This is a genomic window from Photobacterium jeanii, from assembly GCF_001650345.1.
Classification (GTDB): domain Bacteria; phylum Pseudomonadota; class Gammaproteobacteria; order Enterobacterales; family Vibrionaceae; genus Photobacterium; species Photobacterium jeanii.
Genome location: NZ_LVHF01000033.1, coordinates 691,751 through 714,701 on the forward strand (window position 1 = coordinate 691,751; position 22,951 = coordinate 714,701).

Consider the following 22,951-nt stretch of genomic DNA (forward strand, 5'->3'; position numbering starts at 1 on the left):
AAATTAAAGACAAAAGCGCTCTGCCAATGCTGAGCGCTTTGCCATTTGAGCAGTTAAAACTGACGACCAACGGAGGCGAATTGCATGTTGTTTTCGTAGTCGCCCGTTAGCATGCCAAGCTCAAGGATCTCTTCAACTTTTGAGCTTAGGTATACATCGCTGCCACCCAGTACGGTACTTAGCACTTTGGTCTTATGAACGTCAGTGATTGGCACGTCAAAGATGTTCTGATCGATAACCACAAAGTCAGCATATTTACCTTGGCTAATCGAACCGATTTCGTCAGCGCGTTTTTGGCTGTCAGCGCCACCTTGCGTATATAGCCATACTGCATTTTCAAGTGAAACCGCGTGCTCTTCGGCATTCATTGAAGGACCGCTAGTAACGCCAGGACCTCGGCGAGTCACTGCGGTTTCAATAGCAATCCAAGGGTTTACTGGTGTTACTGTCCAGTCGGTACCAATTGAGCATGGTGCACCACTTTCAAAGATAGGCTTCATTGGGTACATGTTGTTCTGTACGCGTTCAGCACCGATGTCTTGTTCAACAACGCGAATCGCTGGCATGTCGTACCAGAAGACAGGCGAAAACTCAGCGTGAACATTTAACTCAGCAAAACGATTGATATCTGCTTTATCAACCATAGCAACGTGAGCCACACGGTGAATGAGTTTGTCTGCGTTGTTGTTTGGCACTGTTTTGCGTAACTCTTCGACGCTATCTAACACGAGGCGTGCCGCGCCGTCACCAGCACAGTGAGCATGAACACATAGTCCCATCGCATCGTATTTGAACAATCCTTCTTTATATTGTTCAGGCGTGTTTCGCCATGGGCCGATATAGCTGTCGCTACCTTCATAAGGGTGGACGAGTCTTGCTGTTTGACCAGCGGCTGCACCATCCAGAATGTATTTTACGCCAAGGATCTTAACTTGCTTACCGTTGTATTGCTGGTGGTTGTCAATGTAGCTATTTGCCAGCGCCTGCATTTTCGGTGTAACAAACTCGACAGGCACGGTTGCATAAACAGCAAGGCGCAGTGTGAGCTCATCTTTATCATCAAGGTATTTGTAGGCTTGACCGTACATTTCACGTGACCAAACTTCACTCACTGAAGTCAGGCCGTAGCTGTTTAGGTAGCTAAAAATAGGCTTTAGTTGCTTGTCGCCAAGCTCTTGTGGGGTTGGTAGGGTTTCTAGCCATTTTTCCCATGCAACATTGGCCGCGAGTTCGCGTAGAACGCCAGTAAGTTCACCATTTTCATCTTTAACAAAGTGGCCACCGACTGGGTCTGGTGTATCTTTTGTAATGCCACAAAGCTCTAGTGCTTTGGAGTTCACCAGTGCGGCATGACCTGAACATTCCCAAAAGAATGCAGGTTTATCTGGAATTAATTCATCAAGGATCTTTTTGTGCGACGGCATACCGAACATTTTTATGGCGCTACCGTCATCCCAAAGGTAATCAAGGTTGCCACCAAACACCCATTCTTTATGTGGGTTTTCTTTTAGCTCTTTTTTAACTAAAGCTTTAAATTCATCCCATGTGGTAGAAAGCTCATCAACACGCACATTATTGTAGTTTTCTACAGCCATTTCAGGGTGCATGTGATCATCGATAAGCCCTGGTAAAACGGTATGACCACGAAGATCTACCACTAGTGTTTGCGGTGTTCGTAATTTTAGAATCTCTTCGGTTGTACCCACTTGGATGAACTTTTCGCCTTGAACAGCAAAAGCTTCTGCCCATTTCTGGTTGCTTTTATCGCCTTGGTAGATTTTACCATTGACGTACAGAACAACTTTATCCGTGACCTTGCGAGCCTTGCTGCTGGTTGTACTTGCCACGGCTTGTGCAACAGGGCAGGTAGCAGCGGCAATAGCGGCAGCACCACCCGTCGCTTTTAGGAAGTTTCTACGACTTAGTTTGCTAAGAATATTGTCGTTATCGGTTAGGTCTAACATCTTACGTTTCACGGTTTTGCCTCCATCTAAATCGAGCTAGAGCTTTTATGCTTGCAGAAGATTAACGACCTCAACTCTGGCTCTAAGCTCGTATGTACCCATGCTATATCGCTAATAGTGAGCACTATTGCTTATTGTTTGATATTGAATTATCTGTATCTCGATATTGCACACTGCATGTTTTGATATCAAATTAATTTTCGGGCTGATAATGGAAAAGTGATTAGATATTGATTTGAAGCAAAACCTATAGCGTTTTTTGACTTAGAAATATGAATAATCTTGATATTTCCGCGTTAAGAAAGTGGCACTACTGAGTGATTTGTAATTAGATATGTTGGTGATATTAATTATCATTTGCATTGATTTCCGGGTTAAGGCGAATTAAGATGCCTGACGAAATGCTCCACAGAAATAATCATAAGTAACTCCAGCTGTATTTAATTACAGCTGGCGGTGGCATTTTCTATTAGTAATTTGTGTTGTATAAGGAATAGAGGCATGAATTTCACTTACACAAAATTAGCTTTAGCAGTTTGCTTATCATTTAGTTCTACCATTTCTATTTCAGCTGAAAACAATAATGATCAGTTAGAGACTATTGTTATAACCGCTGAAAAAATAACAGCTGAATCGCAAAAGACACCACTCAGTGTTTCTGTATTATCTGATTATGATGTTGAAAGGGCGGGTATTGAAAATACTTTCGATGTTGTAAAAAGAACGCCTAATGTATCTATGATTAAAGCGGGTAATCCTTCTGATGCAAGTTTCCTTTCTATGCGAGGAATCACGCCAACAATGGAAGGTTCTCAGTCTGTTTTATTTTTGATTGATGGGGCAATGTACCAAACATTTGATACAGAGTTATTAGATGTTGAGCGTATTGAAGTATTGCGAGGTCCACAAGGAACCTTATACGGTCGTAATGCATCATCGGGTGTAATAAGTATTCATACTAAAGACCCTGACCTTTTTACTGAAGGCAGTGCAGGTTTAACTTACGGAAATTATAATCAACTTAAAGGTAATATTATTTCTGGTGGCGCTATTGGAAGTAGTGATGAGTGGGCATATCGGACTGCATTACAATATGCAAAAAATGATGGCTACTTTACGAGAGACTACGACAATAAAGACGATGTAAATAAAGTGAAAGACTTTAATGGTCGAGTAAAAGTTCGCTGGATGCCGATAGATCAACCATGGGATATTATTGCGACTGTCGATGCGCAAAATCGCCGTAATGGAAACATGTCGTTTGCCTCATTAGATCAGATTAAGAAAGATAGCCATAAGGTTTATTCAAACTTTGAAGGTGAAACTAAAGCTGATATTTATACGGGGTCGATTCGTGCGACTTATGCTGCAGATAACTTCGATGTCACTTCTATTACTGTTTATACCGAAGAAGATAAAGCAGATAACCAAGATCTTGATTTCACGCCAGCTGATGTTCAAGAGCTCTTTATTGATTCAAATTTTTCTCGTGTAACACAAGAGCTGAGATTGAGCTCTAATCAGGATAGTGCGTTACGCTGGGTTGGTGGGCTGTATTTCTTTGATGAAACAGCTAAAAACGACATCGATATGAAGGTGAAAGCTTTTGGGATGTTTAATACCACCAAAACAGAGTCGAAAGTAAGCAACTACGCTGTGTTTGGGAATATTAACTATCAATTTGCTGAAAAATGGGAAGCGATAGCAGGGCTTCGGTTTGATTATCAGAAGGTTAAGTTTGATTATAGCGATAAGTCGAACATGGGGATCCCAAACTCTGAAGGTTCAGACGAGGCTAACTTCAATGAGTGGCTGCCTAAAGTTGGTTTAAACTACTACGCGACGAATGATGTCATGATGTACGCCAGTATCGCTCGTGGATATAAGAGCGGTGGTTTTAACATGCTGACGCCAGCTAACTTGTCACCTAAGTTCGATCCTGAATACACAATAAACTATGAGCTGGGTATGAAGAGTGAATGGTTTGATAACCGTGTTCGCTTTAATTCTTCCGTGTTCTGGATTGATTGGAAAGATCAACAAGTCGAGCAACAATTATATCCTAAGTCATTTACTCAAAATGCAGGTAGTACAGTTAGTAAAGGTATTGAATTTGAACTGTCATGGCTAATTCAACCGGGCTTAACGGCGTGGGCGAATGGTGGTTATAACGATGCTAGCTTCAATGACTTTGTCAGCAAAGCTTACGATAACAGCGGTAACGTTATAGGTAAAAATGATTACACAGGTAATCGTCCTGCCAATGCACCTAAATACACTTACAGCTTAGGCATTGACTATAACTTCTTAGAAAATTACTTCGTGTATGCAGATTATAATGTCACTGGTGATTTTTATTTCGATAATGCTAATACCACCAAGCAAGATGCTTACGGCATTCTTAATCTAAGGGGCGGTTATACAAGTGCTAATTTAGACCTTATCTTATGGGCGAAAAACGCACTTGATGAAGAATACCTTACTCGCGCCTTCCCTATGGGGGATGGAGCAAATAAAAAATGGTATGGCCGCTCAGGTGATCCAATGACATTGGGTGCCACAGTCAATCTTAAGTGGTAATGACTGGCAAACTGTATTTGCCCTGCTTTTGAATGTTAATAAATATTCCTGAACATGTTTATTTTGAAGGTAGGGCATATTGTTTGGTTACAAAGGAAGTTATTCATTTATGAGTTCTGATAGTAATAAAAAATTAATTCTCATTATTTGCTGTCTCTACTTTGTTCAAGGTATTCCTATTGGCTTAACCTTTCATGCTATCCCGACACTATTAAAAACCTTAGGGTTACCACTAGAGCTTATTTCCATGATTCCACTTGCGGGGATCTTTTGGGCAATCAAATTTTTATGGGCCCCGTTTGTTGAAAATCATTGGTTAGAGTCAGTTGGGCGAAGAAAGTCTTGGATTATCCCAATGCAACTTACTATGGTTGCAACACTCATTACCTTGGCAATGATTTCAATTAATGAGCAAACGCTGCTGTTGGTTACATTCCTTCTCGCGACTATTTCTATTGTGGGCTCGACGCAAGATATCGCTACTGATGGACTAGCGGCTGATCACACAGATAAATCCGATCTTGGTTTGGTGAATGCAATACAAGTGTCGGGCATTATTATTGGGATGCTACTTTCAGGACCATTCGCCATGATTGCCTTTGAACAAATAGGCTATCAAATAAGTATGCTGTTACTAGCTGCCATTGCTTTCTTGGCTTTGATGCCTGTTTTACTTTGGCAAGAGCCTCAAGTTCAAAATGTGACTGAAAAGACCAAAGCCTCGTTAATTAAATTCTTTAAAACACCGAGAGCGGTATCAACCTTGATTTTATGTTCATGCGCCACGTTATGTGGAGTGATCATTATGGCGTTATCAAAATTCATACTGGTCGATTTGTCTTGGTCTATGTCTCAAGTCGGTATGCTGACTGGCGTTGGTCATTTACTTGTGATGTTGGTGGGGTGCTTTGTTGCAAGTAACTTCATTAAACGCCATGGTTACCGCGTAACGCTCTTAACTGGTTTGAAGATAGTACTGTTGGGTGGATGCTTATGGATTGCGATAGCTGAGAACTGGTTAGCTGGCGCTTGGAGTGTTTGGGCTACATCGATCATCGTTGGCTTTGGGATGGGGTTTGTGGCTGTAAGCACTTATACATATTCTATGCGTTTTTCTCAGCAAACGACCCAACCAGCCACCAACATTGCTTTCTTTCAAGGAACACAGACTTTTGGTGAAATAATTTTTTCTTCAGTCGCAACGAGCCTTGCAGGTGTTGCAAGCTATAGTGTCGCTTTGGGAATGGGGGAGCTAATTGCACTATTGTGCTTATTTGCTTTGGTGAAGCTTAGTTATTACAGCCATTGGCGTGATGCGCATTGCTAGTTATAAAGTCACTTTTATTATAAGCATTTGAAAAGCTGTTTATTTCCGACGATATAATTTGCCCTAGCGATATTTAAGATTTACTTTGACTACAATTAAGAATAGCAATCGCAGATTAAGCCTTTGTCATAGAAATTTTCGATATTTATGACGCCATTAAAAAATAATGGCAGTTTGTCATGCTATTATGCGCGCATTATTACTATATCTTTGACTGAATAACTTCCGGAGCCCAGTTCCACTTATGTGGGTGCTATCGGGAGAGAGTCGCGAGCAATGGAGTGAGTGTGGCATGAAAGATTATGAGTTGATTTGTGATCGTATCAGGGCAAAAAAGGCGCAATGGCATAATATAAAAGCATCGCTGCTGATGAGTGATGTTGAGGGGTTGATTATGGATATTGAACCTTATTCAAATGCGGATCGAAATGCATCACATATTAGCTTTTTACTTAAAGACTTACTCGAAGTGCTGAGTATTGATTTTAAGTCTTCAGCAGAGAAAGAATGTGCATTTAAGTGTCTAGTGAATGAAATTGATTGTAGTTTAGCACCCAAGTAGCACACTAAGTCTTGGCTGGTTGATATTGATTAATGCCAATCAGCCATCGCTCTGTACCTTCTTCCAAATCATCCGCGTTTTCTACGTAACTATTTGTCTAATTATCCAATTTATCTTAACTATCTGAATAATCATTTATCTTACAGAATGTTCTCTGTGTGTTTTTTATATCTGAACTTATGGAGCTACGACATAGAGGTGTGTTGATAATAGCGAAAATACGTTTTTGCTTGAGAGTATATGATATAGAGCAGAAGAGATATTTGGGAAGAAACTGGAGCGGGCAGCGGGAATCGAACCCGCATCATCAGCTTGGAAGGCTGAGGTAATAGCCATTATACGATGCCCGCTTTATGACTGAAGTGAATTCAGCTGGTGATTTGCATCGAACGAGATACATAATGGCAAATTCTCAGAATTAGAAAAGCAATGTTTTTTGCAGTGTGATCAAAATCACGTAAAGTGCATTTAATTGTATATTAAACAGGCGGTTAGTATGTTTTTAGTCTGATCTCTAAAACGGCTTTCGGCTTTGTATCTGATTAGCATAAGGGGGTTATGAATTAGTGGCTATGAAAGGGGAGGCGCGATCTTAGTATCGCGCCGAAAGCGGTATACTCATTTGCTTCCAAAGTCAGTTATCTTGTCTTGTAAGGCTGTTGGCTAATATTCACCTTCTTGCTGCTGCTTTTGTTTCTTTTTCCAATGTTCTTGTGGGTCATAGTTCTCATCGCAAATATCGATAGAAAAACCCATATCAACAATTTCCTTTAAGGTGAGGTTGTCGGCTAGCTGAGCGGTTTCACCTGCAGCATTTTTAAATTCCATATCACTCTACCTTGGTGCGTGACACACCTTGTCATGTTATCGCTTTGTCTCCACAAGCTTCTGCTTGCAGATTTAGTCATCATCGAGCTAAGTATTGTTCCTTTTGCCTTAACAGGCCTCTGAACGTTTACCTGCATCGATTGGTATAACTATAGGAGGTGATAGCGGAGTTTTCCTCTACGCACAGCTTAGAAAGCAATGCCCGCGTATCAGGAGTGATGATTTCCTACCCATTTGCACTTCAGAGACCACATAAAAGTAACGTTTATATCTAAATACGATTAAACTGTATAAATGTACAGTTGTTATTTGACCGAGTGATAGAATATGGCTGAATTTCCGTTGTTTATTGAGCCTGTTCGTTGTGGCTTTCCATCGCCTGCTGATGGCCATGAAGAGCGACTTGAACTTGATGATTATCTTATTCGAAATCCTAATGCGACCTTCATGCTACGTGCTGCAGGTGATTCGATGACTGGTGTTGGGATTTATGATGGCGACTTATTGGTTGTCGATAGGGCTGAGCCTGTTGTGCCAGGGCGCATTGTGATCGCCCGTATTTATGATGAATTTACCTGTAAGCGTTTGATCCGTCATCAGGGGGCTTGGTGGCTAAAAGCAGAGAATCCAAGCATGGCGCCTTTTCCATTACCCGAAGACTCTGAGATTTTTGGCGTTGTAACTCGCAATATTCACGATTTGTTGAAAGTGTAATGACGACCAAACTAACCGGATACCGCGATCAGGTGTGGGCGCTGGTGGATGCAAAAAGCTTTTATTGCTCCTGCGAACAATTGTTTGATCCTAAGTTGGCGAATAAGCCTGTTGTTGTATTGAGCAACAATGACGGCTGCTGTGTTGCGATGACGCAACAAGCGAAAGCGTTAGGGATCAAGCGAGGTGCGCCTTGGTTTAAAATCGCGCATGAAGCGCGTCGTCTTGGTGTGGAGGTGCGTAGTTCTAATTACACCTTGTATGCCGATATGAGCCGCCGATTTGTTGAGGAGCTCAGTGCATTTTCCCCTCATGTAGAGCAGTACAGTATTGATGAAGCGTTTGTGCGTCTTGATGGTTTTAAACTCAGTGAATTGACCGAGTATGGGCGTGAAATGAAAGCGACCATAGAACGTAATATCGGCCTGCCTGTACGTGTTGGGATTGGTGCTACGCCTACGTTAGCAAAGTTAGGGAATCAAGCGGCTAAACAGTACGAGCACAAAGTCGGTGGCGTTATTCAAATCGATACTGATCATAAGCGCCGATGGTTATTAGAGCGTACTGAAATTAATGACATTTGGGGAGTAGGGGCAAAAACGGCCACACGGTTGCACACGGCGGGTATTCATAATGCACTTCAGCTGGCAGACAGTGAGCCTGCTGATATAAAACGGTTATGGAATGTGGTGCTGGCCCGTACCGTGTTGGAGCTTCAAGGTGTTGCTTGTATTGATCCCGGCGACATTGATGAAAAGAAAAAGCAGATTTTATCAAGCCGTAGCTTTGGTACTGGTATTTCAAATTACGATGATTTGAAAGCGGCGTTGGCGTTTCATTGTCAACGAGCCGGAGAAAAATTACGTCGACAGGGGAGTCAGGCAAATATCGTCGGCGTATTTTTGCGTACGAATAGGTATAACAACACACCGCAGCACAATCGTAGTAGTGCGATCCCGTTATCATGCCCAAGTCAGGATACCTACAAGTTTTTAGATTGCGCTTTGGCACAGTTGGCACAAATCTATCGACCGGGGTTTGAGTATCAGAAAATTGGTGTGATTTTGGATGAACTCACGGATGCCGTTAATGACAGCTTTCAGCTGGATATGTTTGATACTAGCGCTCTGGCGGAAATAAAACGTCGCGACTTAATGGCAATTACCGATCAGGTTAACGCGCGTTATAAGAATGGCCTGAAGCCAGCCTCTGTGATGAGCTCAACTAACTGGCATATGCGGCAAGCTTTTCGCTCTAATCGTTGGACGACACGTCTTGATGAATTACCCGTTGCTAAGGCATGAATTTCCTTATCTCTACCTAAAAAAGTACGAAAAAGCCCTTATTGTGAGAACAAATAAGGGCTTTATTTTCATGACTTAGCGTCTGTATTTAGCTTGCTTTACTTGTGACGTTTTCAGACGTTACCAAGTGTAAGAAGTGCATGTGACGTTCATACTGCGTGATTGCATCGGCAATAATCTGCTCTTGGGTATAGCCCAACACATCGTATTGCTGACCACCTTGAAGTAAGAAGACTTCCGCACGGTAATAGGTACTTTGTTCTTCGTTAACATACGTAGGTAGTACGAAACGGCGTAGACGAATACCGTAAGCGAAATCTTCAACACCTTCTTTTTCAATCACCATACGTACACGTTCAGGATCAATTACCTGCATACGTGCTGCCAAGCCTTGTGCTTTCATTTCACGAGCAAGAGCGGTAAGGGCTGGTTTTGCGGTGTCGTCAATGAAGGCTTTCGCTTCAGTTTTCTTCGGGTGGTTAACCAATGAAGAAATACGTTCCTTCCAGCTCACACTTGCTTTGCTGTATTGCACTGATGTGTTGTGGTTTTGAACACTCGATAGCAACAGATAATCGTTACGTAGCGCTTTGAACAAGCAGTAACAGAATATCAGTAGCAAAATCATGATAGGGAAAGCACTTGCAATGGTCATGGTTTGCAGAGCAGATAACCCGCCTGCGCCCAGAAGTGCCGCTGCAACAATCCCTTCAGTTACCGCCCAGAACACACGTTGCCAAACGGGTGGCTCTTCTGCACCGCCTGAGGTTAGGGTATCGATCACCAATGAACCTGAGTCAGATGAGCTGACAAAGAAGGTGATAACCAGCATTACGCCTAAGATCGACAGTAAGCTAGAAAGTGGCATGTGCTCGAAGAACTTAAACAGTGCCACAGGTACATTATTACTTACCGCTTCACTTAAATAAGTCGCACCGTGGTGCATGATGGCGTCGATAGCCGTGTTACCGAAAGCTGTGAACCACAAAAAGCCAAATAATGACGGCAGTAATAGCACTCCGATCAAGAACTCACGAATAGTTCGGCCGCGAGAAATACGCGCAATGAACATACCCACGAATGGCGACCAAGAGATCCACCAGCCCCAGTACAGTAGCGTCCAACCACCAATCCAATCTTCTTTTGGCTCGTAAGCAAACAAGTTAAAGGTTTTGTTGACGATATCGCTGAGGTAACTACCTGTATTTTGTACGAAAGATTGCAAAATCAATACAGTAGGGCCAGCAATAATCACAACGGCAACCAGCAATACAGCTAATCCCATATTGATGTTCGATAGGCGTTTAATACCGCCATCTAAACCAAGGACAACTGAGATTGTGGCAAACAAGGTGATCACGGCGATCAAGCCCATTTGTACCGTGGTGTTTTGCGGCAAATCAAACAGGTAGTTAAAGCCTGCATTAACTTGCATTACGCCGAAGCCTAGCGAGGTAGCGACACCAAAAAGAGTACCGATCACAGCGAAAATATCGACCGCGTGACCAATTGGGCCATAAATTTTATCGCCGATGAGCGGGTGTAAGGCTGAGCGAGGTAGCAGCGGCAGTTTGTGGCGGTAAGAGAAGTACGCAAGGGAAAGCGCAACAACGGCATAGATTGCCCATGCGTGTAAGCCCCAGTGGAAGAAAGTGATCTTCATGGCTTCACGAGCCGCTTCAACGGATTGTGGATCACCAACAGGTGGCGACATAAAGTGCATCACAGGTTCTGCAACGCCGAAGAACATCAATCCGATACCCATACCGGCGGAGAATAGCATTGCAATCCAAGAGCCGAAGCTGTAGTCAGGCTCGGAATGATCGGGTCCTAGCTTGATGTCGCCCATACGGCTACACATCACGAAAACAAGGAAGATTAAGAAGATGGCAACGGAAAGAATATATACCCAACTGGCTTGGGTTACGAACCATTTTTGAATAGCGCCAAAGTAGCTTTGCGCGGAGTCGGGCCAAAATACGCCGACAAATGAAAGTAACGTAATAATCACGATAGAAGTGAAAAATACGGGTTTGTTAATGTCTTTTTGAAAACTCATACATCCTTCAATATGCATTGTTGTTACGGTCTAATCCTTTTATGTCGATATTTTCGACGATGAAACTGGCCGTACCCAGTGGGTGCAAAATGCGATTTAAAGCCTCTGTAGATGAAAATAATGACAATATGCTAACAACTAATTGTTTAGGGTTCAAAACAAAATTCTGACGAATGTAATTGCATATCCCTTTTAAATACGGTTTTAGATAGTATTATCAACAGCTTTGGTAAGTGTTTTTATTGGAAAATGATTAGAGGTCGATATGTTGCTTCGGGCTGGTGTTACCGAGTGGTAAATGGTTTTGGAGCTGTGTATAGAAAAGGGTAGAAAACAGTAGCTAAAACCAAGAGGTGAATGGTTTTAGCTACATGCTGTTATTTGGTGGCGAGTAATATAAGCTTTGTGATATTTATCACTGTTCGGTAGAAGTGATTAATGCTTCAAATCGTTCGTTACCATGGAGCATTTCAAAATCAGCTTCATCGGCAGCAAGTTCACGCATTGAAGCACTTTCTGCGATCGAACGTTCTAAATCCGAAATCGCTTGCTCTTCCACACCAAGACAAGAATAAGCACATGCGCGTTGGTAAAGTGCGTGGGCATTGGTGTCGTCGACTTCTAATACGCGGTTACATAAGCTGAGTGCCCAGTGGAATTCACGGATCTCCATTGCGGCATCCGCTTTATGGGTTAGCGCCTCTAAGTCACCCGGACGGATTTTTAAGATCTCATCGTACACTTCCATTTTCTGATCTGGAGTTTGGTAGCTTTGTGCACGTAGCCACAAGTTGTGAACTTCGTTGATTTTCTCGATCTCTTTGTTGTTGTCACTAATGCTACGAGTTTTACGGCGCAATTCGCGTTCTAACACTTGGAATTTCTTCTCGTACTGTTCAGCAATTTGTTGTAGTTGTTGGTCTGCCATCTTCTTGGTGTTGACCCGCATTTCACGCAGCGATTGCCAGCCAATCAGAGCGATCAAAGAGGCGACACCAGCAATAATGTAGAAGAAATAAGTGACGGTAACGTTGGCATAGTTGAGAGATTTATCGGCAACTGCCAATTCACGGTCGGTGATCTCAACGACTAATCGGCGCTCTAAATCCTGTTGATCGGTTCGCAGCGCTTTCAGTTCGTCCAGTACATAGCGCTCCATTAGCGGCTTGTCGTAAATGCTTTTTTCAGAGTGGGGCACATCTTCAGCCAATGCAGAGAAAGTGAGAGGAATAAAAAGAAGGGGTAATATCCATTGCTTTAATCGTTGGAAAAACGGCTTCGATAACTGCATTGCGCTGTCCTAGATCTGAAAAAATTCGTTATACCCTAACAAATTATGAAAGCGATTTGTGGTTATACCAATTTGATTCCGTGTTTTTTGGTTGTTTTACTGCAATAAAAGCCAACCTAAGCGAAGAATCGAGCTCTGGCTTAGGTTGGTGTGTAGCTTGAGTTGATGTTTGGCTTAAATGGGTAGAACGCTTAACAATAGAGAGGCGATGCGGGTGGCTAACGGGTGCTGTTAAGCGCGACCTTTACCTGTGCGGTATAAAAAAGTGGGTACTGCTGCTTTTGTCTTTTTGGAGATTTGCTGCATCAACTTAAAGCTTGGCGATTGGATATCAAAATCTGTTTTCATGTCTTCCAGCATTTGTAGCCACAGCTTGGCTGTCATTTCAGAGTCAGCTAAAGCTCGGTGAAAAACGCCATCGGTTTCAATGTTCTTATAGGTTACTAAGCTGCCTAGTTTATGGTTTGGTGCATCTTGGTATAGGCGGCGAGCAATCAATAATGAGCAGGCAAACTCACCATCATAACGATGGGAAATACGGTCAAACTCGGCATCGAGGAAGCGTTGGTCGAAAGAAGCGTTATGTGCCACTAAATTAGCATCACCGATGAAACTGGCAAAATCCGTCATAACTTCTTCGCATGATGGAGCATCGCTTAGCATGGTATTAGTAATGCCTGTGTAGCCCTCAATGAAGCTGCTGACGCGGCGTCCTGGATTCATTAGCTGTTGGAATTGATCAACGACTTGACCATTTTCTAATTTCACCGCACCAATCTCGATGGCTCGGTCACCTTGATTGGGTGATAAGCCTGTGGTTTCAAAGTCGAGAACGACAACTGTGTTGGCAAGAGAAGAAGTTGAGATATTCATGGTATAAGTCTGAGTAAAATAGGTATATAACGGAACAAACCGTCGGATGAGGAAAGAATAATGTCTAATTCAGTGAATGTCATTCATGATCAAGCGAATAATGAGTACCGTATCGAATTGGCACCAGATTGTTGGGGCAAGCTGAGTTACCAAAAGAAAGGGAATGTGCTGCATATTGACCATAGCTCAGTACCGAGCGAACTTCGTGGTCAAGGCGCGGGCGGTAAAATGATGGAAGCTGTACTACCTGTTATCGAAGAAGATGGCTTTCATATTGTGCCAGTTTGTAGCTATGTGATTCATTACCTTGGTAAGCATCAACAATGGCAACACTTACTCGCGGTGGTTGATGAATAGTCATCAATCCCTAGTGGTAAGTTATTGTATTGAAAGTGTATTAACCCAAAATGACGAATAAATTCCTGTGTGGTATTTAAACTTACATGGGATTTATAAAACTCATGGTTAACTCTTTAAAATTAAATGTAAAAATAGCGCGCTAAATCTAAGTTTGAGTGTTTACTCCTATTTCCTATAGGCATAAAATTGACGCCGAATTTGTCAAGATGACGTAGGTGGAAGTAGAAGTGAAAGCAAAAGGCTTTACTCTCATAGAATTAGTAGTTGTAATTGTCATTCTCGGTATTCTTGCCGTCACGGCCGCACCGCGTTTTCTTGGCACACAAGTTGAAGCGAGAAACGCGACCTTGCAAGCGATGAAAGGCGCTATTCAGTCAGCGGTAGAGATGAGTTACGGTAAACTTGCGATGGCTGGTCTGGAGTCAATCGATGTTGTATCGAATCATAAAGGGTATGATATACCGATTGAAGGTTGTTCTAAATCTGATCCGTGTGATTTTCGTAATGGTTATCCTGCTGCCGATACTCTAACGCTGCCTAAGTTAGTTAAAGACCTTGGAGCTCATAACGCAGATACTGATTGGGCAATTATCTTAGTCAAAGGTCAAGATGATCTAAATGGACGCTTTTCAGTTACGATCACTCGTCGCGATAATATGTACCGTGAAGGTAAGGAAAGTAAATTAGTAAACAACAACTGTTATTTACGATATTTCTCAAGTAATGCCACTCATAACTCTTATGAGATTCAAGTATCGCCTTGTCAATAAAGGCTTAATGCTTCCCCCTAAAAGCTCGTCACTTCACGGTGGCGAGCTTTTTTCTTTCTATCCGCCCAAAGATATCCAGCTAATATGACGAACCGTGCGGAAGATCGAGTTTTTATAATGCGCAGTTGATTAAGCAATAAGTTGCTTTTAGTTTGGGGTGGAAGAGATTGATAAATTTGCTATTACGCTTCTATTTTTAAATCCGTTTGCTCAACCGTTTTGCAAAGAAGAAGGAGTTGTTATGGCGAAGTATCAGTTTTTCCGCAAAGAAGATGGCGAAAAAGCATTTACGTTTTTGAATTCAGAGTCGGTCAGTTTTTCAGAGGAAAAGTCACAACTGTTGGATCAAGGCTTTGTCGTTGATGGGGACTATGTTTATGCCGATACCCAAGAAGAGGCGATTGAAAGGTATAAATCGAATTTCCTGTACCTTTCAGGTGAGTATGCAGCTTCAACAACCTCAGGCAGTCTGTATTATGTGTTTTCAGAAGCCATAAAGTGGCTTAAGCGAAAGTAAAAACACAAGCACTAACACAAACAGTAGGGATGTCGTTGTAGATAGTAAGCTATTTGTTCTCTATGAAGCCAACCAATAAAAAGCCCCAGTACGAGTACTGGGGCTTAATGTTATCTGCGGTAGTTAAACCTTGATAGGATTATTCCCAATCAAGAATTACTTTACCTGACTTACCAGAGCGCATTGCGTCGAAGCCTGCTTGGAAGTCATCAATTTTGTAGTGGTGCGTGATGATAGGTGTTAGATCCAAACCTGATTGGATCAAGCTTGCCATCTTGTACCATGTTTCAAACATTTCACGACCGTAGATACCTTTGATCACCAAGCCTTTGAAGATAACTTGGTTCCAATCGATACCCATATCTTGCGGTGGAATACCTAGTAGCGCAATCTTACCGCCGTGGTTCATGCTAGATAGCATGCCGTTGAACGCAGATGGGTTACCAGACATTTCAAGACCTACATCGAAGCCTTCGTTCATGCCTAGCTCAGCCATTACATCTTCAAGTTTTTCAGTTGCTACGTTTACAGCGCGTGTTACGCCCATTTCACGAGCAAGATCCAAACGGTATTCGTTCACATCAGTGATCACAACGTGGCGTGCACCTACGTGTTTAGCAACAGCCGCTGCCATGATACCGATAGGACCAGCACCTGTGATTAGCACGTCTTCACCTACAAGGTCGAAAGACAGTGCAGTGTGTACAGCGTTACCAAATGGGTCGAAGATTGAAGCTAGATCGTCAGAGATACCTTCAGGGATCTTAAATGCGTTGAACGCAGGGATAACAAGGTATTCTGCGAAAGCACCTTCACGGTTTACACCAACACCGATAGTGTTGCGGCAAAGGTGAGTGCGACCGCCACGACAGTTGCGGCAGTGACCACAAGTGATATGACCTTCACCTGATACGCGATCACCCAGTTCAAAACCACGTACTTCTTGGCCGATACCAACCACTTCACCTACGTATTCGTGACCCACAACCATAGGAACAGGAATGGTTTTTTGTGACCACTCATCCCAGTTGTAGATGTGTACGTCAGTACCACAAATAGCCGTTTTCTTGATGCGGATAAGCAAATCGTTATGACCTAGTTCTGGTTTTTCAACCTCGGTCATCCAGATGCCTTCTTCAGGTTTTAGTTTGGATAAAGCTTTAATTTTCATTGTTATTTCCCTTACTACTCTCAGGGCTTCTACCATTTAGACTTAGTATTCGCCCAAATTGGTATTACTTGATAATTTCCATATCACGGCCAACTTCGATGAATGCATCAATTGCACGATCTAGTTGTTCACGAGTATGAGCGGCAGACATTTGAGTACGAATACGTGCTTGGCCTTTTGGAACTACCGGGAACGAGAAGCCAATGACGTAAATGCCTTTTTCAAGTGCGCGTTCAGCAAATTCTGCTGCAACTTTAGCGTCGCCTAGCATGATAGGAATGATAGCGTGGTCAGCACCACCCATAGTGAAGCCAGCTGCTTCCATACGAGTACGGAAGTGTGTCGCATTTTCCCATAGACGAGTACGTAAATCACCAGATTCAGCCAATAGATCAAGCACACGGATAGATGCTGAAACAATGGCTGGAGCGACAGAATTAGAGAATAGGTATGGACGAGAACGCTGACGTAGCCAGTCAATTACTTCTTTCTTACCTGAAGTATAACCGCCTGAAGCGCCGCCCATTGCTTTACCAAGCGTACCTGTGATGATGTCGATACGGTCGATTACGTTGTGGTATTCATGAGTACCAGCACCGTTTTCACCCATGAAGCCAACAGCGTGAGAGTCATCAACCATCACTAGTGCATTGTACTTGTCTGCCAAGTCACAAATTGCTGGTAGGTTAGCAACCACACCGTCCATTGAGAATACGCCGTCAGTGACGATCAGTTTATGGCGAGCGCCAGCTTCGTCAGCTGCAATTAGCTGTTGCTCTAGCTCTTCCATGTTGTTGTTTGAGTAACGGAAACGCATCGCTTTACATAGACGAACACCATCGATGATAGATGCGTGGTTAAGTGCATCAGAGATGATTGCATCTTCTTTGTCTAGGATTGTCTCGAACAAACCTGCGTTTGCGTCGAAACAAGAAGTGTAAAGGATAGTATCTTCTTTGCCTAAGAATGCAGATAGCTTTTCTTCAAGCACTTTATGAGAATCTTGAGTACCACAAATAAAGCGTACAGATGCCATACCGAAGCCGTGCTCATCCATGCCTGCTTTTGCAGCTTTGATTAGCTCAGGGTGGTTCGCAAGACCTAGGTAGTTGTTAGCACAGAAGTTAAGAACTTCTTCGCCTGTAGAGATAGAAACAGCAGCTTTTTGTGCAGAAGTAATGATGCGTTCAGATTTGTATAAACCTTCTTCTTTTACTTCTTCAATTTGGTTTTGGATTTGTTGATAAAATGCAGAAGACATTATCCTGTTCCTTCCTAGTCATTATCCGTAACGTTCTAACCGTTACTCTGTTTGTAGGGTTAGCTTTCAATGTTAGTTAGAAATAGTACAAGCTAACATTTAGCGACGAACTCGATTCTAATCCATTGCTATTGCGGGGATTATCCCTCAAGATGGAAAATCATTAGTGAATCTCAGTCACAAATGCTGATATGAAATAAGGAAAAATGAGATAATGATCAACTCTAAGCTGATTGCTTTGCTACCCGATTTAGCGGCATTTATTTTGGTGGTAGACGAAGGAAGTTTTACCGCAGCAGCAAAGAAGTTAAACGTAACACCTTCTGCTTTGAGTAAGTTGATCACCCGTCTTGAAAGTGCGTTGTCGGTGAAGCTTTTTGAGCGATCAACCCGTAAGCTTCTAATTACGCGCGCAGGGCAGAAAGTCTATGACCAATGTGTACTAATGGTGAATGCTGCGCAGCAAGCCGTAGATGTCTCGACCTCAGACCACACCGAGCCTGCGGGCTCAATTACGGTTGCTGCACCGGAAGCTTTTTTGAACTCGGTATTGCAGCCGTTGATCCTGCCTTTTTTGCAACAGTACCCCGAAATTAATCTTAAATTACGCGCAGCTGACGGTAACATTGATTTGTTCAAACATAGTATCGATGTGGCGTTTAAATTGACCGATAAACCCGATGAAAATTTGGTGTTGAAGGAGATCGGGAAAACCAACTTGGTGCTCTGTGCTAGCCCTGAGTACTTGAAGCAAAAAGGCGTGCCACTGCACCCAACCGAATTAGGTAGTCATGACTGCTTATACCTCGCCGAAACCGAACGGGATAATCTATGGAATTTCCTAAAAGATGACGAGTTTCACACTGTGGCGGTACGTGGTCGTTATGCAGTTAACCATTCTCAAATGCGTTTAAAGGGAGTGAAAGAGGGGTTAGGGATCGGACTCTTCCATGACTTTGTGATCAAGGATGCATTAGCGGCAGGAAAGGTTATTCAGGTATTGGATAATTGGACTATCAAAAGTAATTACCATGGTGCAATTGCGATGCAGTACCCGCAAACCAAATATATGCCTGCAAGGCTTCGCGTTTTCATTGATTATGTCACTAAGCACTTGGTGCTGAATTAAGGTGTAGTTAAAGCGGAGCAGCGGGACAAACACAATCAGAAGGAGCTGATGTGGAGTCTAAGCAGAGTGCTAATTTCAGCACTAAATCTGGCGCTATTATCACCATAGTTAAAACCTGCGCTCTGACTATTGTTGGCGCATTGCTAGGGCGTTTATTACCCATCCCTATGGGAGAGATGTTTGGTGCGCTGACAGTGGTGTTTATTGCGAGTAAGTTAGGGCATCGCATGCAGTTACCGCCCCACAACCTTACTTTTATCCAAATTATACTGGGGATCAGCGTTGGTAATTTAGTCGATGGCGCGCAGTGGCAGAACGGTTTTAGTATTGGCATCGTGTTTGGTTTATTCGTTTGTATGGCGATACAAACGGCGGTGGGCTACTTTTGGTTGCGACGCAGAGAAGGCTGGAGCCGAGACGAAAGCTTGCTTGGTGCAGTTCCCGGTGCCATGGCTGCAGTAATAGTGATGACGGATTCTCAGCAAATGCCTGCTAAAAAAGTGATTTTCACTCATACCGTGCGTTTAGTGTCGTTGATGATATTGGCTGCTGCATTAGCTTCATTTGGCGAAACGTCGCCAGCTGCTGTAGACGCTTATGAGCCCAACTCTGCCCCTATGGTTATATCTGTGCTTGGAATTGGCTTGGTGGTGGTTGTGAGCCTGCTGTTAGGGCGATTATTGGAGCAATTTAATGTTCCTGCACCATACATGCTGACAGGGATGCTTATTAGCGCGGTTACAGCGTTGAATTTCCCTGAGTATAGCTTTGCCTTGCCTGATATGTGTTTGATGCTAGCCATGGCATTGCTTGGCGCGCTGGTGGCCGTCCGAGTCCAGTTTGTGACTTTGGCTGAAACGTGCTCCTATCTCAGAGCAGGAATGATCATTCTTGCCCTTGGGCTTGGTGTTACTTTTGTCGTTACTGGACTCTTTAGTTGGTGGCTTGAAATAGAGTGGCTAGTGCTCATTATGGCGTGGGTACCGGGGAGTATCGAAGCGATGACAGTCACCGCGCTTTTGCTTGGGTTAGAGCCCACTTTTGTCATGCTAAATCATATTATTCGGCTAACCATACTTCACGCGTTACCAGCTTTGATTTTATACCGTTCAAGATAACAGGATAAGTTAGCTATGAACATAATTCGTGTTAACTATTTCGTGTTGGCTGTCGTGTTAAGTATTTAATTTAGATAATAAAAAAGCAGCCGAGGTGGCTGCTTTTTGATGATGACTTGAGGCTTATTTTTTAAGGCGAGTCACTTTGCTAGCTTTGTTTTGAATCGCGCGACGAAGACGTAAACGACGCTCTGCTGAACCCGGTTCGTCAAGGTTGTTTGTGCGACCATGACGGTTCTTGAAGGCAGGCTTAGTGCTCATTTTTACAAGTAGAGCGTCACGGTTTGCTGGCTCGTAACCTGCAAGCTGAATACGTTTGATGCGCTGCTGGATTAGTTTCTCAACTTGTACCAGCGTTAGCTCTTCTTCACGGCTAACGAAAGATACAGCGTGACCTTGTTGGCCGGCACGACCGGTACGACCGATACGGTGAACATAATCTTCTGCTAGGAAAGGCATATCGTAGTTAACTACGTGTGGTAGACCTTGAATGTCTAGACCACGTGCCGCAACTTCTGTTGCAACCATCACACGTGCTTTACCTGTTTTAAACTCTTCTAGTGCACGACGACGCGCACTTTGCGCTTTATCACCGTGGCATAGCACTGCTTTGATACCATCAAGCTTAAGTTCTTTTACTACTTCGTTAGCGGTTTCTTTGTAGTTCACAAATACCAGCACTTGCTGCCAGTTCTTCTTACCAATCAGCTCTGAAAGGAGCTCACGCTTACGATCTTCATCGACAGGGTAAACAACGTGGGCAACCGTCGCAGCCGTTGAGTTTTCAGCACTTACGATCACACGTTTAGGCTTACGAAGTAGGTCTTGAGCAAGAGCATTCATCTGTGCAGAAGAGGTTGCAGAGAACAGCATGGTTTGTGGGCTGCTGTCGACATCACTCAAAATAGTACGGATCGCGTTGATAAAGCCCATATCTAGCATACGGTCAGCTTCATCAAAAACTAAGAACTCAAGCTTGTTTAGAGCAATGTTCTTAAGCTCAATGTGCTCGATTAGACGACCAGGAGTAGCAACAAGGATATCAACGCCCGCTTCAAGTTTACGCTCTTGCGAAGACATTTTCGCGCCACCGAATACTGCTGCAACTTTAACATCAGTGTATTGGGTGTAGCTTTGGATATTGTTGGCGATTTGTTCTACCAGCTCACGGGTTGGCGCAAGAATTAGCGCACGTGTTTGAAAGCGGTTTACTTGAACTGGTTTGTCTAAAATCTGCTGAATAATAGGCAACGAAAATGCAGCGGTTTTACCTGTACCTGTTTGTGCGTGAGCAAGGATATCGTGTCCACGACGAGCGTGTGGGATAGCCTGTTGTTGAACTGGGGTTAGCTTCTCATAACCACATTCGGTTAGTGCGCGCACAATTTCAGGTGAAAAACCTTGTGATGAAAATGACATTCTTTGTTCCTAAAGCAGATGGCTATTGTTATCGCAGCTTTGTAACTCACGGCAACAAAAGCTCCTGACCAAAAATACGGCCGCTGATTATAGAGGATTAATCAACGCCTGTGGTGATTAATTGTGAATGCCTGCACGATATTTGTACAGTTAATCCTTTATTGATCACTTAATCGATGTGTTGAAGAGTGTAAAGCGAGCTGCTGCGATTAGATGATAAAACTGTCTGATAAGTAAGATACTTCATTCAGTATCTTGCCTTGAAAGCCATTCTTTTTTCTTTAACTTGTTGTTTATTAATGGTTTTGGTGTTTGTTGCCTTTTATTTGATTGTTTATCAATAGGATAGTATTTAACCAAAAAGGTTCTGACAAGGCTCTGACAAAGTTGTCTGGGAGCTGAATAGAATCGCCGTCGTTATTTTAAGGACGAGCAGGGCAGATACATGTTGAAAACGAAGAATAATACAGCAGTTGGTCGCCATAAGCTGCGAAATGCAATCTTATTGGCTTGTGTACTAGGTTTAACTGCTTGTCAGGGCGGTGGCGCATCTACAGGTACCACGCCGACACCACAGCCAGATCCAACACCTACACCGGGTCCTAACCCGACTCCGGATCCAGGTCCGTCTCCGACGCCAACTCCAACGCCAGATCCAAACCCAGGTCCAGGTCCAAAACCCGTGCCTGTACCTGATGTGGCCGATAATACCTTCAGTGTCGATGGTGTGAAGTACACTAATATCACTGACGCTCAAAATGCGTTAAAAGATAGCAGCACCTTGGTGATTGGTAACGGAACCTATACACAAGGCATGACGATTAAGCCAAGTAACGTCACGATTCAAGGTAGCCCGAATACCCACTTCTCTGGCGCAGCCGTAGGTGGTAAAGCGACCTTTGTGATCCAAGGTAATAATACGACCATGGAACAAATTGAATGTAGTGGCGTTTCTGTACCAGATAATAACGGAGCTTGTATTCGTCAGGAAGGTAAAGACCTGCAATTAAAGTCAGTCTATTTCCACGATAGTGAGCAAGGTATTCTCGCTAACGACGATACGGGTATCATTCGTATTGAGTACAGCCGCTTTGTGAATTTGGGTAAAGCCGGACGTGCCCATGCGATCTATATTAACAAAGCCGACCGTGTTGAGATCCGCTACAGCAAGTTCCATAACTCAAAAGATGAAGGGCATGAGATTAAATCTCGCGCTAAAGAAACCATTATTGAGTATTCAGAGATTGCTTCGTTAAATGGTAACGATAGCCGCTTAATCGACGTACCGAATGGCGGCAAGTTTGTTATTCGCGGAAGTGTGCTAGAGCAAGGGCCAAAATCGGCAAATAATCAGCTGATTGGTTATGCCTATGAAGTTAACCCGTTAGATAGTACACGTACGAATACGATTGAAATTACAGATACGATTGTTGTGATTGATCGCAGTGGTAATAACCAGTTCCTTGGTATTGCTGGTAGTGCGGCAAGCGTACCTAAGACAATCAATAACAATAAGTTTGTTGGTCCACTAACGGATGCGGCAAGCTATCAATCTGGCAACACTTTCTATACTGATCGTGCTAGCTTTGGTTTAGGTGCTTACCCTGAATTACCAAGCATTGGCATTTAAAAAATAGCCATTTGCATTACGGCGAGATGCTTTCGTAAGATGACTATCTACAGCTATTGATAAACCAACGCCAG

The 22,951-nt window shown here is 43.2% G+C and carries 19 protein-coding genes and 1 tRNA gene; 11 read left to right on the plus strand and 9 right to left on the minus strand.

Annotated elements, in window-relative coordinates:
- Positions 1–53: 53 nt before the first annotated feature.
- Positions 54–1,976 carry an amidohydrolase gene (locus A3K86_RS20515; protein ID WP_068335934.1) on the minus strand — a complete coding sequence of 641 codons (1,923 nt, stop codon included), beginning with the start codon at positions 1,974–1,976 and terminating at the stop codon, positions 54–56.
- Between the two features lie 489 nt (positions 1,977–2,465).
- On the opposite strand from A3K86_RS20515, the gene A3K86_RS20520 reads away from it, so the two are divergent.
- The 3 genes from A3K86_RS20520 (at position 2,466) to A3K86_RS20530 (ending at position 6,433) form a co-directional block, all read left to right on the plus strand.
- The gene (locus tag A3K86_RS20520) at positions 2,466–4,544 is read left to right on the plus strand and encodes a TonB-dependent receptor (RefSeq protein WP_068335938.1); all 2,079 of its coding nucleotides are present in this window, start codon (positions 2,466–2,468) and stop codon (positions 4,542–4,544) included.
- Positions 4,545–4,653: 109 nt separating this feature from the next.
- Entirely contained in the window at positions 4,654–5,871 is a 1,218-nt protein-coding gene (locus tag A3K86_RS20525; protein WP_068335942.1) for an MFS transporter, read from the plus strand.
- A 292-nt stretch (positions 5,872–6,163) separates the two neighbouring features.
- Positions 6,164–6,433 carry a hypothetical protein gene (locus tag A3K86_RS20530; RefSeq protein WP_068335945.1) on the plus strand — a complete coding sequence of 90 codons (270 nt, stop codon included), beginning with the start codon at positions 6,164–6,166 and terminating at the stop codon, positions 6,431–6,433.
- Between the two features lie 275 nt (positions 6,434–6,708).
- On the opposite strand, the gene A3K86_RS20535 is transcribed toward A3K86_RS20530, so the two are convergent.
- Both A3K86_RS20535 and A3K86_RS22885 read right to left on the minus strand, forming a co-directional pair.
- A tRNA-Gly gene (locus tag A3K86_RS20535) sits at positions 6,709–6,783 on the minus strand.
- Between the two features lie 313 nt (positions 6,784–7,096).
- Positions 7,097–7,261 (minus strand): hypothetical protein, encoded by a 165-nt coding sequence (locus tag A3K86_RS22885; protein WP_162844310.1) that lies wholly within the window; start codon positions 7,259–7,261, stop codon positions 7,097–7,099.
- A 327-nt stretch (positions 7,262–7,588) separates the two neighbouring features.
- Here A3K86_RS22885 and A3K86_RS20540 point away from each other — a divergent pair, with 327 nt between their 5' ends.
- A complete protein-coding gene (locus A3K86_RS20540; RefSeq protein WP_068335948.1) occupies positions 7,589–7,975 on the plus strand; it encodes a LexA family protein in 387 nt (128 codons plus the stop codon).
- Positions 7,975–9,279, plus strand: coding sequence for a Y-family DNA polymerase (locus tag A3K86_RS20545; protein WP_068335951.1), 1,305 nt, complete (start codon positions 7,975–7,977; stop codon positions 9,277–9,279). The genes A3K86_RS20540 and A3K86_RS20545 overlap by 1 nt, the downstream gene beginning before the upstream one ends.
- Positions 9,280–9,367: 88 nt before the next feature.
- Here the strand turns inward: A3K86_RS20545 and A3K86_RS20550 are convergent, their stop codons facing one another.
- From A3K86_RS20550 to A3K86_RS20560, 3 genes are all read right to left on the minus strand, one after another.
- On the minus strand, positions 9,368–11,338 hold the full coding sequence (locus A3K86_RS20550; RefSeq protein ID WP_068335954.1) for a BCCT family transporter: 1,971 nt from the start codon (positions 11,336–11,338) through the stop codon (positions 9,368–9,370).
- 415 nt (positions 11,339–11,753) lie between these two features.
- Entirely contained in the window at positions 11,754–12,629 is an 876-nt protein-coding gene (locus tag A3K86_RS20555) for a tetratricopeptide repeat protein (RefSeq protein WP_068335957.1), read from the minus strand.
- Positions 12,630–12,860: 231 nt separating this feature from the next.
- Complete coding sequence (locus tag A3K86_RS20560; RefSeq protein WP_068335960.1) at positions 12,861–13,502, minus strand: 3'-5' exonuclease; 642 nt, start codon at positions 13,500–13,502, stop codon at positions 12,861–12,863.
- Positions 13,503–13,562: 60 nt separating this feature from the next.
- Between A3K86_RS20560 and A3K86_RS20565 the strand changes: the two genes are divergently transcribed.
- The 3 genes from A3K86_RS20565 to A3K86_RS20575 all read left to right on the plus strand — a co-directional run bounded on the left by A3K86_RS20565 (position 13,563) and on the right by A3K86_RS20575 (position 15,149).
- Positions 13,563–13,859: a GNAT family N-acetyltransferase gene (locus A3K86_RS20565; protein ID WP_068335963.1), complete on the plus strand. Its 297-nt coding sequence runs from the start codon at positions 13,563–13,565 to the stop codon at positions 13,857–13,859.
- A 218-nt stretch (positions 13,860–14,077) separates the two neighbouring features.
- On the plus strand, positions 14,078–14,632 hold the full coding sequence (locus A3K86_RS23100) for a type II secretion system protein (RefSeq protein ID WP_269747622.1): 555 nt from the start codon (positions 14,078–14,080) through the stop codon (positions 14,630–14,632).
- A gap of 241 nt (positions 14,633–14,873) precedes the next feature.
- Positions 14,874–15,149 carry a hypothetical protein gene (locus A3K86_RS20575; RefSeq protein WP_068335966.1) on the plus strand — a complete coding sequence of 92 codons (276 nt, stop codon included), beginning with the start codon at positions 14,874–14,876 and terminating at the stop codon, positions 15,147–15,149.
- 139 nt (positions 15,150–15,288) lie between these two features.
- On the opposite strand, the gene tdh is transcribed toward A3K86_RS20575, so the two are convergent.
- Both tdh and A3K86_RS20585 read right to left on the minus strand, forming a co-directional pair.
- Entirely contained in the window at positions 15,289–16,320 is a 1,032-nt protein-coding gene (gene tdh, locus A3K86_RS20580; protein WP_068335969.1) for an L-threonine 3-dehydrogenase, read from the minus strand.
- 64 nt (positions 16,321–16,384) lie between these two features.
- Positions 16,385–17,581 (minus strand): glycine C-acetyltransferase, encoded by a 1,197-nt coding sequence (locus tag A3K86_RS20585; protein ID WP_068335972.1) that lies wholly within the window; start codon positions 17,579–17,581, stop codon positions 16,385–16,387.
- A gap of 214 nt (positions 17,582–17,795) precedes the next feature.
- Here A3K86_RS20585 and A3K86_RS20590 point away from each other — a divergent pair, with 214 nt between their 5' ends.
- Both A3K86_RS20590 and A3K86_RS20595 read left to right on the plus strand, forming a co-directional pair.
- Positions 17,796–18,710: a LysR family transcriptional regulator gene (locus A3K86_RS20590; RefSeq protein WP_068335975.1), complete on the plus strand. Its 915-nt coding sequence runs from the start codon at positions 17,796–17,798 to the stop codon at positions 18,708–18,710.
- Positions 18,711–18,760: 50 nt separating this feature from the next.
- Positions 18,761–19,828: an AbrB family transcriptional regulator gene (locus A3K86_RS20595; RefSeq protein WP_084406708.1), complete on the plus strand. Its 1,068-nt coding sequence runs from the start codon at positions 18,761–18,763 to the stop codon at positions 19,826–19,828.
- Positions 19,829–19,951: 123 nt separating this feature from the next.
- Here A3K86_RS20595 and A3K86_RS20600 read toward each other — a convergent pair whose 3' ends face one another.
- Positions 19,952–21,247, minus strand: coding sequence for a DEAD/DEAH box helicase (locus A3K86_RS20600; protein WP_068335977.1), 1,296 nt, complete (start codon positions 21,245–21,247; stop codon positions 19,952–19,954).
- 445 nt (positions 21,248–21,692) lie between these two features.
- Between A3K86_RS20600 and A3K86_RS20605 the strand changes: the two genes are divergently transcribed.
- Positions 21,693–22,877: a right-handed parallel beta-helix repeat-containing protein gene (locus A3K86_RS20605; protein WP_068335979.1), complete on the plus strand. Its 1,185-nt coding sequence runs from the start codon at positions 21,693–21,695 to the stop codon at positions 22,875–22,877.
- The last annotated feature ends 74 nt before the right edge of the window (positions 22,878–22,951 follow it).